The 12,229-nt window shown below is 40.1% G+C and carries 9 protein-coding genes and 2 tRNA genes; 1 reads left to right on the top strand and 10 read right to left on the bottom strand.

Annotated elements, in window-relative coordinates:
• Window positions 1–78 precede the first annotated feature (78 nt).
• The 10 genes from rpsA to parE form a co-directional block, all read right to left on the bottom strand.
• Entirely contained in the window at window positions 79–1,281 is a 1,203-nt protein-coding gene (gene rpsA, locus M1F37_RS08145) for a 30S ribosomal protein S1 (RefSeq protein WP_001001631.1), read from the bottom strand.
• A gap of 161 nt (window positions 1,282–1,442) precedes the next feature.
• Window positions 1,443–1,514, bottom strand: a tRNA-Gln gene (locus M1F37_RS08140).
• Window positions 1,515–1,523: 9 nt separating this feature from the next.
• A tRNA-Tyr gene (locus M1F37_RS08135) sits at window positions 1,524–1,604 on the bottom strand.
• A gap of 49 nt (window positions 1,605–1,653) precedes the next feature.
• Window positions 1,654–1,884 (bottom strand): DUF2969 domain-containing protein, encoded by a 231-nt coding sequence (locus M1F37_RS08130; RefSeq protein WP_000037113.1) that lies wholly within the window; start codon window positions 1,882–1,884, stop codon window positions 1,654–1,656.
• A 98-nt stretch (window positions 1,885–1,982) separates the two neighbouring features.
• The gene (locus M1F37_RS08125) at window positions 1,983–3,950 is read right to left on the bottom strand and encodes a peptide ABC transporter substrate-binding protein (protein ID WP_247935416.1); all 1,968 of its coding nucleotides are present in this window, start codon (window positions 3,948–3,950) and stop codon (window positions 1,983–1,985) included.
• 22 nt (window positions 3,951–3,972) lie between these two features.
• On the bottom strand, window positions 3,973–4,995 hold the full coding sequence (locus M1F37_RS08120) for a branched-chain amino acid aminotransferase (protein ID WP_247935415.1): 1,023 nt from the start codon (window positions 4,993–4,995) through the stop codon (window positions 3,973–3,975).
• A 134-nt stretch (window positions 4,996–5,129) separates the two neighbouring features.
• Window positions 5,130–7,601, bottom strand: a complete 2,472-nt coding sequence (parC, locus tag M1F37_RS08115; protein ID WP_247935414.1) for a DNA topoisomerase IV subunit A — start codon at window positions 7,599–7,601, stop codon at window positions 5,130–5,132.
• Window positions 7,602–7,654: 53 nt separating this feature from the next.
• The gene (locus M1F37_RS08110; RefSeq protein WP_419991951.1) at window positions 7,655–8,044 is read right to left on the bottom strand and encodes a CPBP family intramembrane glutamic endopeptidase; all 390 of its coding nucleotides are present in this window, start codon (window positions 8,042–8,044) and stop codon (window positions 7,655–7,657) included.
• 68 nt (window positions 8,045–8,112) lie between these two features.
• The gene (locus tag M1F37_RS08105; RefSeq protein WP_247935412.1) at window positions 8,113–9,279 is read right to left on the bottom strand and encodes a hypothetical protein; all 1,167 of its coding nucleotides are present in this window, start codon (window positions 9,277–9,279) and stop codon (window positions 8,113–8,115) included.
• Window positions 9,280–9,416: 137 nt separating this feature from the next.
• Window positions 9,417–11,360 carry a DNA topoisomerase IV subunit B gene (parE, locus tag M1F37_RS08100; RefSeq protein WP_247935411.1) on the bottom strand — a complete coding sequence of 648 codons (1,944 nt, stop codon included), beginning with the start codon at window positions 11,358–11,360 and terminating at the stop codon, window positions 9,417–9,419.
• A 135-nt stretch (window positions 11,361–11,495) separates the two neighbouring features.
• Between parE and plsY the strand changes: the two genes are divergently transcribed.
• On the top strand, window positions 11,496–12,137 hold the full coding sequence (gene plsY / locus M1F37_RS08095) for a glycerol-3-phosphate 1-O-acyltransferase PlsY (protein ID WP_247935410.1): 642 nt from the start codon (window positions 11,496–11,498) through the stop codon (window positions 12,135–12,137).
• Window positions 12,138–12,229: the final 92 nt, after the last annotated feature.

Here is a 12,229-nt window from a genome sequence, read left to right as displayed (position 1 = left end):
TTATATCAAAAAAGACTTACAGACAAAAGAAAAATCCCTTGTTTAGAAAACAAAGGATTTTGTGAATTTTCAATTTGATTAAAGTTCGATATCACCGAACAAGTCAGCCATTGAGAATCCTGTTTGTGTTTCTGGAAGTTCGAAATCACGTTTCTCTTGACGTTTTGGACGACGTGGACGAGCAGCACGTTTTTCTTCTTTTTGTCCTTCTTCTTGAGCTGGACGCTCTTCAAGAGCTTTGATAGAAAGTGATACGCGCTCTGCATCTGCGTTAACTTCAAGAACTTTAACTTGAACTTCTTGACCAACTTTAAGAGCTTCTTTTGGATTTTCAATACGTTTGTGTGAAATTTGTGATACGTGAACAAGTCCATCGATACCTGGCAATACTTCAACAAATGCACCGAAGTCAGTCAAACGTTTAACTGTTCCTTCTACTACATCACCTTTAGCCAATTTTTGCTCAACGCCATCCCATGGTCCAGGTGTTGTTGCTTTAAGTGAAAGTGATACACGTCCTTCTTCTTCATTAAGATCAAGGATTTTCACTTCAATTTCTTCACCAACAGTTACAACTGATTTTGGTGATACGTTACGTTCATGTGACAATTCAGTCAAGTGAACCAATCCGTCAACACCACCAAGGTCGATGAAAGCACCGAAGCTTGTGATACGTGCAACTTTACCAGTTACTACATCACCAACAGCCAATTTACCGAATACTTCAGCGCGAGCTGCTGCTGTAGCTGCTTCAACAACTTCACGACGTGAAAGGATGAAGCGGTTTTCTTTAGCGTCAACTTCTTTGATTTTAGCATCAAATTCTTGACCTACAAAACGCTCAGTGTTACGTACGAAACGAGTATCCAACATTGAAGCTGGGATGAATCCACGAACACCTTCAAATTCTACTGAAAGTCCACCTTTAACGGCACGAGTTCCTTTAACAGTAACAACTTCTTCTTCGCGACCAACAAGTTTGTCCCATGCTTTGCGAGCTTCAAGGCGTTTTTTAGATACAAGGTATGTAACTGTATCAGTATCTTTACCAACTACTTGACGAAGTACAAGAACATCCAATACTTCTCCTACTTTAACAAAGTCATTGATATCTGCATCGCGATCGTTTGTCAATTCGCGAAGAGTCAAGACACCTTCAACACCAGTTCCAGAGATTGCAACGTTAGCTTGAGTCGCATCAACTGTCAATACTTCAGCACTAACAACATCACCAGTCTCAACTTGGCTAACGCTATTTAGCAAATCTTCAAATTCGTTCATCTAAAAAATCCTCCAACAATCAAGTTTTTCTTAAACTTGACATACTTATAATTTTTTTCCTAAGCACCCGCAAGGACATGTTCATATCGTTCACGTCTTTCAATTATAAAAATAAAATACCCTAAGATATTTTGCTTTTTATCTTGATTATTACCTAAGAACTGGGGTAGCTGGATTCGAACCAACGCATGAGGGAGTCAAAGTCCCTTGCCTTACCGCTTGGCTATACCCCACTGATGAAATGGAGAGAGAGGGATTCGAACCCCCGAACCCGAAGGAGCGGATTTACAGTCCGCCGCGTTTAGCCACTTCGCTATCTCTCCTACAATCAACATGGACTATTATATCATGAAAATTTCAAAAAAACAAGACTTATTTTGCTAAATTATAATTTTCAATCAAAATTTCCACAGCTTTTTCCAATTTTTTATAAAAACTATCGACATTCCCATTCTTTATGATGGCAAATTGTCCATCTAATTCGGCAATTTCTCCGATAACTTTTTTACCGATAGTCAATGTATAACCTTCAAAACTATCTTTCCCTACATTAACTTTGGCATCCGCTACTTGAATCTCAATTTTTTTATCTTTCTTGCTCATTTCATACCTCTCTTCACTTTTTCTATTTTACAAGAAAATCCTAAAACTAGCAAGAAAAAACTCTATATCATTCTGAGTCTGATATAGAGTTTTCTGCTTTATTTAATGTGTTTTTCTAGTTCTTTTTGGTACTTACCGTTTGATTCCAATTTTTCTTTTTGCCATTTTTTCAGTGCTTCTTCATATTCTTTTGTTGTAACGATATCTTTTTGCAATTTCATACCTTTAAAGATATATGGGTCACCCTTAATACCAACTTGTGAGTATGGTTTTGAGAATGGCACAACATTACTTACAACTGGAGAACCACCAGATGAGGCTGTTGGCATCAATAATGAACTATCTGTCAACCAAGCTTGAGCCTTAGCATATTTTTCATAGCGTTCTTCAAGATTTGTAGTTTCTGAATCTGCATCATCCAATAATTTCTTATATTGGTCCAAACCAACCTTAGCTACGACATCCTTGTCTTTTCCTTTAGTGATACCTAGGTGTTTCATAGCAGAACCTGATTTAGGATCCATGATAGTTAAATAAGATGCTGGGTCTTGATAACTTGGAGCCCATCCTGTACTATTCAAATCATAGTCTTTTTGGGAAGGAACACGCGCTTGTGAAGTGATTGTTTCCTTTTCATTATCTGTCATTTGAAGAACGTCGATGACGACATTTTCAGCACCAAGAGTTGATTCGATAGACTGTTTGAAAGAGTTACTTTGTTGAACGGCGATGGTATCTGTTTGTTCAACTGGAACATCCAAGTGAATTGGGAAGCTTACCCCTTTAGATTCCAGGTCTTTCTTAGCTTTTTCAAAGGCTGCTTTAGCCTTGTCAGGGTTGTAGATAGAATCCTTACCATCGACTAGCTCAACACCTTTCCATTGGTCACCGTAGTTCACCAACTCTGATTGAGCGATTTGACCAAAGTTCTTACCACCTGCTTGTACAAAGTTGTCAGGAACGAGGCTGTTACGGATAATCTTGTCCGCACCGTCTTCACCATTTAACTGAGCAGCATAAGAATGACGGTTAAAGGCAAAGTTGATAGCCTGACGGAAGTCCTTATTAAGCATCGCTTCTTTTGTAGAAGTCTTTTGCTCTTCACTTGTTTTCGCAGTTTTATTATATGACTGACGATTTACGTTAAAGGTAAAGTAATAACTACTTGAGTCCTGTGGGCTATAAGTGATTTTATCTCCGTATTGCTCTAAAGTTGAAGCAAAGTTTGAACTACTTGGGAAGAGACGAGCTGTCGTATAGGCACCAGAAGAGAAACTACGGATCAACGATTCCTGATCAGAACCATCGTAGTAAGTCAATTTGATCTTCTCAATTTTTACATTTTCTTTATCCCAGTAATTTGGATTTTTCTCGTATTCGATCAAGGATTTAGAAGTCAAAGTCTTCAAGAAATAAGGACCATTATAGAGAATCCCTGCTGGAGTAACTGCTCCATAATCTTTACCTGATGCCTTCAAAAACTCTTCATTTACAGGCAACATCGTCGCTGTTGTAACTTTAGAATTCCAAAAACTTTCTGGTTTGTTTAGGGTATATTCAACTGTATAATCGTCCAAGGCCTTGACACCAACTGTAGAGAAATCATTCGTTTCACCAGTCATGTAAGCATCCAATCCCTTGATTGAATTCTGGATGAGAGAGACACCGTCTGACTTGCCATCAGCTACGTGTTTTAGTCCTGTCACAAAGTCATGGGCTGTCACTTCTGCATATTCTTCACCCTCAGAAGTGTACCATTTCACTCCTTTACGAAGTTTATAAGTATAAGTCAAACCATCTTTTGACACAGACCAATCTTCAGCCAAGGAAGGAATAACATTTCCGTACTGGTCGTTTTCCATCAAACCATCAATAACATTTCCAATAACGTCTGTCGTCGATGTCCGAGTCGCTATACTGTAGTCCAAAGATGCTGGATCTACTGCATAGACATATGAGAACGTTGTCGGTGCATCTGCTTCTTTATCAGCTTTTCCACAAGCCACTAAAAGAGCTGTCGTGCTCAGGACCACTCCTGCTGTTAAGAGCCACTTTTTCGATTTCATCAAAAATCTCCTTTTGTTTATTTTAATCTACTTTTACAATCCAACCTTCTGGCGCTTCAATATCACCAAACTGAATACCTGTCAATTCATCATAGAGTTTACGAGTCACAGGGCCAACTTCTGTTTCACTATAGAATACATGGAAATCATCACCGTGCTGAATTCCACCAATTGGGGAAATAACTGCTGCCGTACCACAGGCACCTGCCTCTACAAAACGATCCAGGTTATCAATCGGGACATCCCCCTCAATAGGAGTTAAGCCCAAGCGATGTTCTGCCAAATAAAGCAAAGAATACTTGGTAATAGATGGCAAGATAGAAGGACTCAATGGTGTCACAAATTCATTATCAGCTGTAATTCCAAAGAAGTTAGCTGATCCGACTTCTTCAATCTTTGTATGAGTTGATGGGTCTAGATAGATAACATCGGAAAAATGACGTGACTTGGCCAATTTCCCTGGCAAGAGACTAGCAGCATAGTTCCCACCAACCTTAGCTGCACCTGTACCATTTGGCGCTGCACGGTCGTATTCATCCTGAATCAAGAAGTTGGTTGGAACCAAACCGCCTTTAAAGTAATTTCCAACTGGCATAGCAAAGATGGTGAAAATGTACTCTTCTGCTGGTTTTACCCCAATAATATCTCCTACTCCAATCAAAAGTGGACGAAGATAAAGGGTGCCGCCTGTTCCATATGGTGGTACGTATTCTTCATTCGCACGAACAACCGCCTTACAAGCTTCTACAAACATTTCTGTGGAAACTTGTGGCATCAAGAGACGGTCACAAGTACGTTGCAGGCGTTTAGCATTTTCATCAGGACGAAAAAGTTGAACACTGCCATCCTTAGTACGATAAGCTTTCAATCCTTCAAATGCTTGTTGTCCATAGTGGAGACTTGGAGAAGACTCTGAAATATGCAAGGTTGCATCCTCTGTCAACTCTCCTTGATTCCATTGTCCATTTTTAAAATGAGCAATATAGCGATAAGATAATTTCATATAGGAAAAACCGAGATTTTCCCAATCAATCTTTACTGTCATATTCCACTCCTTATTCTAAAAACCTATTTCTTATATTCTACACTATTTTTCTAAAATAGCAAGCATATTTTGTAATTTTCAGAAAATTTCTTCAATAAAAAGAACCAGCTCTGAGAACTGATTCTTCATTTCACTTATTTAGCTTCAGTATATACTTCTTTAAGATAAGCATCAAAAACTTCTTCATCTGAAATCGTGTCAGAAATGAAGCTTCCATTGCTGGTTCGTTCTGACAGGTTCAAGTCTTGCAATCGGCTTTCATAGATTGTTCCTTTGTTGGATTGGACAAACAGAGTTTGATCAGTCCCGTCCACTTCCGTACCGAATAGATTACCAACAAACTCTTGCTCTGCAACTGCTCCTGCTAAGAAGACACGATGCGGTTTGTTTTTCAATTCACGCAAGACTTGTAATCCTCGTTTGGCACGGCTGGTTGCTGGAATTTCCTCAATAGAAACACGTTTTAAACTACCACGTTGGGTCAAGAGATAGAAGGACGAGGTGTTACAGATAAAGACAGATTGGAGGAGATCATCTTCTTTCAAGTTCATAGCCTTGACACCTGCTGCCTTGGCACCAACAACTGGAACCTCTTCGATATTGAAACGAAGTGCATAACCATTTTGGCTAATCAAGAGAACATCATCTAGTTTAATCGGAGCCACTGCTACAATCTGGTCTGTCTCGTCTTTAAGCTTAGCATACTTAACCGACTTAGACTTGTAGGTCCGCCATGGAGTGAATTCTTTGCGTTCTACACGCTTGATTTGACCGAGACGAGTTGCAGCAAAGTAGGTTGTCGCATCGTCAAACTGATCCACAACTTCGACATAGAGCACTTCTTCATCGGTTTCAAAGTTTGTAATAGACTGGCTTAGATGCTCTCCGATATCCTTCCAACGAATATCTGCCAACTCGTGGGCTGGTCTATAGATGACATTTCCTAGTGTTGTAAATATTAAGAGATGTTGAGTTGTCTTAGCAGATTGAACAAAGAGTAATCGATCGTCATCCCGTTTACCAATTTCTTCCAGCGTTGAAGCTGCAAAAGAACGTGGACTAGTACGTTTAATGTAACCAGCCTTAGTCACGCTGACATAAGTATCTTCCTCGGCGATCAGACTAGCTGTGTCAATCTCAATTGCTTTCGCAGTGTCTTCTAGAGAACTCAAACGCGGAGTCGAAAATTTCTTCTTAACCTCACGAAGTTCTTTTTTCATGAGATTATACATAGTTCGTTCGTCACCGATGATGGCTGCCAGCATAGCAATCTTCTCACGAAGCTCTGCTTCTTCTTCCTGCAAGACAACGACATCCGTATTGGTCAAACGGTAGAGTTGCAAGGTAACGATAGCTTCAGCCTGTTCTTCAGTAAAGTCATAACTGACCTTAAGGTTTTCCTTAGCATCAGCCTTGTTCTCAGAAGCACGGATAAGAGCAATGACTTCATCCAAGATAGAGATGACACGAATCAAACCTTCTACGATATGAAGACGCTTTTCAGCCTTTTCCTTGTCAAATCGAGAACGTGCCAAGATGACTTCACGACGGTGGGCGATGTAGCTAGACAAGATTGGCACAATCCCAACTTGGCGAGGTGTGAAATTGTCAATCGCCACCATATTGAAATTGTAGTTGATTTGCAAATCAGTGTACTTAAAGAGGTAGTTGAGAACAAGTTCAGTATTGGCATCTTTCTTAAGCTCGATTGCGATGCGAAGACCATCACGGTCAGACTCATCACGAACCTCAGCGATACCTGCCACCTTGTTATTGACACGGACTTCATCGATTTTCTTGACTAGATTGGCCTTATTTATCTCATAAGGAATCTCAGTGATAACGATTTGTTCCTTACCACCTTTTAACTTTTCAATCTCAGTCTTGGAACGAACAACCACGCGCCCCTTACCAGTTTCGTAAGCCTTTTTAATCTCGTCACGGCCTTGGATGATAGCTCCTGTAGGGAAATCTGGGCCAGGCAAGAATTCCATCAACTTCTCAACCTTGGCAGTTGGATGATCAATCATATAGACTGTCGCATCGATAACTTCGGCCAAATTATGTGGTGGAATATCCGTGGCATAACCAGCTGAAATCCCGGTTGAACCATTGACCAAGAGGTTTGGAAAGGCTGCCGGCAGAACAGTTGGTTCTTTTTCGGTATCGTCAAAGTTCCAAGCAAAGGGAACTGTCTTTTTCTCGATATCCTGAAGAAGGTAACCAGCAATCTCAGACAAACGAGCCTCGGTATAACGCATTGCCGCAGGCGGATCTCCGTCCATAGAACCGTTATTACCGTGCATTTCAACTAGAATCTCACGATTTTTCCAATCCTGAGACATACGCACCATGGCATCATAGATAGAAGAGTCCCCGTGTGGGTGGAAATTACCCATGATGTTCCCGACAGACTTAGCCGACTTACGGTAGCTCTTGTCAAAGGTATTGCCATCCTTATTCATCGAATAAAGAATGCGGCGCTGAACCGGCTTCAAACCATCACGAATATCTGGCAAAGCCCGGTCTTGAATGATGTACTTGGAGTAGCGACCAAAGCGCTCTCCCATGATGTCCTCCAGGGACATATTTTGAATGTTAGACATAATAATTCTCTTTTTAAATGTTTTGTTGCAAAGTAAATCTATGTTTTATAAATTTAACTATTTCTTTGTAGGTAGTGAGAAAAGAAGAGCAATCCTACTAATCCTAGAATGAATAAAAGATTAATTTTAATAACAAATAAGCTAAGTAAGGTATTAATTAGACCATGAAAAATGGCGCAAAAGAGGACCGACTTAGTTTTTTTGAAAACAGCCGCTAGAAGAATGCTGAGATAAATTGCGAATAGACTGAATAATATAAAAGACATCCTACTTTGGGAACTTCCAATCACAAACCATAAAGGTACATGCCTTACTGCCCAAATACAACCTGTTATCAAACTGGAAATCCAAAAAGAGAATCTAGTTTCCAAAATTGGTTGCAAGGTGCCACGCCATCCCAGTTCTTCTTCTCCACCATAAACACAGACTGCACTCAAAAAAATAACAAATAAATTTCCTATAGGATTTCCCGATGAGGGGGTGGGGGGCCTTTTTTAGTGAATTCTTTCCTCTAATAGTCAGGGTAAAGAGGATCTTTAGCAGGGATAACCTTATCAGAAAGTTCCCTACCGAGAGAATGAAAGTTATCCTCACTCGGCTTCGAATAATCAAGAATATCCTTTTGAGGATCATATTTCATATCCCGACGATTTCCCATAAGAGTATAATACCTTTGCTGTTCTTCATTATTCTTAAACCCCTCCTTTAGCATTGGAATGAATTTAGAAAATTGTGAATCTAAATATGCAAAAGCAGTATCATAAATATTATCATCTCCAACAATTTTTATTTCGTTCTCAGGAAAATGAGCAATATTTCTTGTATAATTTTCTAAATCATTATATCTAGTATCTGAAAGAGGCTCCTTACTCCACGGAGTAGTCACAAAATTCTCTGATATAGGTATTTCCGGTTTATCTTTGTAAGAATAATTTAATTTTGTAGCTATAGCCAAAAATGGATACACTCGTAACTCATGAGCGATATTATCAATACCAGGACGACCATAAAATCTAGACCTTAAATCCCTGGCCCCTAGTTTTCCATAAAAATTTTTCGGAAGAACTGAAGTAGTAATTTCGTCAATAGTTTTACCTGTACTTGATTGACTGATAACATTATCATAAGATACAGGTAATAAAATTAAATTCGAGAAACGCGTACCATCTTTAAAAATCCAAAATAGTTTAGCAGGGATATACATATAGTAAGACGGTTTGGGCGGTATAGTTAATGGTTTTGTAGATTCGTTATACAATGTATAGCTTGGATTCTCTTGCCAAAAATTTTGAACAATATTAAAATTTGTTGTATCAAGATATTTGCTTCTATCCTGGTTAATTTTATTATTTTCCTGATTTTTGATATTATTCTCTTGGTTCTTTTCATTATTTTCAATTGTCCTAAATCCTAGAAACATCGTAAAGCCTAACGATATTATAGAAATTACCAAAGGCAAAAACTGAATAATTTTATCAAAAATAGTTTTGTCATTATCCTTATTTTTTATCAGTAAAGGTTGAGGAATGATGAAACTTGCGTTATCCGTTTTGTTTTCAATATCACTTGTATTTCCCTTTTTCTGATTAGTTTTACTAGATAGATTGACCTTCGCAACAAATTCTTTTTTTATATCTTTTTCTAGAATACTCTTTTGTTTTTTCTTTTTATTTGCCATACACTTCTCCTCCTACAACGTGAGAAAAGCAAAACGTTATTTTTTGCTTTTCGAGCTAGTAAGGGAGTTAGCTTGTCTGCCTGATAGCGGCAAGCGTCTTTTCATTAGGAGCTATTGCTTCAATGAAAAGTACTCCGTTAAAACACCCCACTCTCCTCCAGCGTAAACTTGACATTATCCTCAATCCATTTACGACGTGGCTCGACCTTATCTCCCATGAGGACATTGACGCGACGTTCGGCGCGTGCTAAGTCTTCAATCGTTACACGGATGAGGGTGCGTGTTTCTGGGTTCATGGTTGTTTCCCAGAGTTGATCCGCATTCATCTCTCCAAGTCCCTTGTAACGTTGAAGGGTGGCGCCTTTACCGAACTGCTTGCGGAGTTCTTCTAGTTCTCCGTCGGTCCAAGCATAAGCCACTTCTTCTTTCTTACCTTTTCCTTTAGACATCTTGTAAAGAGGGGGAAGGGCGATATAGACATGTCCTGCCTCAACTAGCGGACGCATGTAGCGGTAGAAAAAGGTTAAGAGCAAGGTCTGAATATGGGCACCGTCAGTATCCGCATCGGTCATGATAATGATCTTATCATAGTTAGCATCTTCAAGAGAGAAGTCTGCCCCTACACCCGCACCGATGGTATAAATCATAGTATTGATTTCTTCATTTTTTAGAATGTCCGCCATCTTGGCCTTGGCTGTATTGATAACCTTACCACGAAGAGGTAAGATAGCCTGGAACTTGCGGTCACGACCTTGCTTGGCAGAACCACCGGCAGAATCCCCCTCGACTAGATAGAGTTCATTCTTAGCTGGATTCTTAGACTGGGCTGGGGTCAATTTCCCAGACAACAAGCCCTTGTCTTTTTTATTTTTTTTGCCATTTCGGCTCTCATCGCGCGCTTTACGTGCTGCTTCACGGGCATCACGAGCCTTGATGGCTTTACGAATAAGATTTGAAGCCAGTTCCCCATTTTCCATAAGGAAAAAGGTCAACTTATCCGCCACAATTCCATCCACAACTGGACGAGCTAGAGGACTTCCCAGTTTGTCCTTGGTCTGTCCTTCAAACTGAAGATGTTCTTCAGGAACCAAGATAGAAAGAACGGCCGCTAGTCCCTCACGATAGTCTGAACCTTCAAGGTTTTTATCTTTTTCCTTGAGAAGACCTGTCTTACGGGCATAGTCGTTCATGACTTTAGTAATGGCAGACTTAAGTCCTGTCTCATGCGTTCCACCATCCTTGGTACGAACGTTATTGACAAAGGACAAGATATTATCTGAAAATCCATCATTGTACTGGAGGGCTACTTCTACTTGGAAACCATTGTCTTCGCCTTCGAAGTAAAGAACAGGCGTCAAGGTTTCCTTGTCTTCGTTCAGATAAGAAACAAAGTCTTGTACCCCATTCTCATAGTGAAACTCGATCGCTTCGTCTGTTCGTTTATCAGTCAGAGACAAGGTCACATTTTTCAAGAGAAAGGCTGATTCATTAAGGCGCTCTGAAATGGTATTGTACTTGAAATCTGTCGTAGAAAAGATCGTCGCATCAGGCATGAAGGTAACCTTGGTTCCTGTCTTAGACTTGGGCGCTGTACCGATTTTCTTCAGAGTCGTGACAGGTTTGCCACCATTTTCAAAACGTTGCTTATAGATTGCACCATCACGAGTAATTTCTACCTCTAACCAACTTGACAGGGCATTGACGACTGAAGAACCCACCCCGTGGAGACCTCCTGATGTCTTATAACCACCCTGACCGAATTTTCCTCCGGCGTGAAGGATGGTAAAGATAACCTCAACTGTTGGAATGCCCATAGCATGCATACCAGTAGGCATCCCACGTCCATGGTCTTGAACCGTTAAACTCCCATCTTTATTGATGGTCACGTCAATACGATCACCAAATCCAGACAAGGCCTCATCGACGGCATTATCGACGATTTCCCAGACTAGGTGATGGAGACCAGCACCATCGGTCGATCCGATATACATCCCTGGACGTTTTCGGACCGCATCCAACCCTTCTAGCACCTGAATGGCATCATCATTATAATTGTTAATATTGATTTCCTTTTTTGACACAAGGAACCTCCTATTCGTTCATCTTTACTATTCTACAGGTTTTCCAAGGATTTTGCAAAATTTTTCTTTCTCCGGTGTGACAATTTCAGAAGAGATTCTCTGCCTTTCTTCTCCATTTCATGATATAATAGTAGTATGATTACAATAGTTTTATTAATCCTGGCCTATCTGCTGGGTTCGATTCCGTCTGGTCTCTGGATTGGACAAGTATTCTTTCAAATCAATCTGCGCGAGCATGGTTCTGGTAACACTGGAACGACCAATACCTTCCGCATTTTAGGTAAGAAAGCTGGTATGGCAACCTTTGTGATTGACTTTTTCAAAGGAACCCTAGCAACCCTTCTTCCGATTATGTTTCATCTGCAAGGTGTTTCGCCTCTCATCTTCGGACTTATAGCTGTTATTGGCCATACCTTCCCTATCTTTGCAGGATTTAAGGGAGGCAAGGCTGTCGCAACTAGTGCTGGAGTGATTTTCGGATTTGCGCCTGTCTTCTGTCTCTACCTTGCGGTTGTTTTCTTCGGAACCCTCTATCTTGGTAGTATGATTTCACTATCTAGCGTCACAGCATCTATCGCGGCTGTCATCGGGATTTTACTCTTTCCGCTTTTTGGTTTTATCCTGAGTCACTATGACCCTCTCTTCATCGCTATTATCCTTGCACTCACTAGTTTGATCATCATTCGACATAAGGATAATATCACACGCATTAAAAATAAAACTGAAAATTTAGTCCCTTGGGGATTGAATTTGACCCACCAACATCCTAAAAAATAAAACGTCAGTTCATGTATGTACTGACCCCAAAAAGTTAGACAATTAATTTATCCAAAGGATTTAGTTCTGTATTGCACAGGGCTGAGTCCTTT

Source organism: Streptococcus mitis, from assembly GCF_023109105.1.
Taxonomy (GTDB): Bacteria; Bacillota; Bacilli; order Lactobacillales; family Streptococcaceae; genus Streptococcus; species Streptococcus mitis_BW.
Note: the sequence above shows the minus strand (reverse complement) of the source record. Positions and strands in the feature narration are given on the sequence as shown.

Excerpts from the sequence above, each read along its gene's own strand:
- rpsA (WP_001001631.1), bottom strand. The coding sequence starts at position 1,281 with ATGAACGAATTTGAAGATTTGCTAAATAGCGTTAGCCAAGTTGAGACT.
- M1F37_RS08130 (WP_000037113.1), bottom strand. The coding sequence starts at position 1,884 with ATGAGCAAGAAAGATAAAAAAATTGAGATTCAAGTAGCGGATGCCAAA.
- M1F37_RS08125 (WP_247935416.1), bottom strand. The coding sequence starts at position 3,950 with ATGAAATCGAAAAAGTGGCTCTTAACAGCAGGAGTGGTCCTGAGCACG.
- M1F37_RS08120 (WP_247935415.1), bottom strand. The coding sequence starts at position 4,995 with ATGACAGTAAAGATTGATTGGGAAAATCTCGGTTTTTCCTATATGAAA.
- parC (WP_247935414.1), bottom strand. The coding sequence starts at position 7,601 with ATGTCTAACATTCAAAATATGTCCCTGGAGGACATCATGGGAGAGCGC.
- M1F37_RS08105 (WP_247935412.1), bottom strand. The coding sequence starts at position 9,279 with ATGGCAAATAAAAAGAAAAAACAAAAGAGTATTCTAGAAAAAGATATA.
- plsY (WP_247935410.1), top strand. The coding sequence starts at position 11,496 with ATGATTACAATAGTTTTATTAATCCTGGCCTATCTGCTGGGTTCGATT.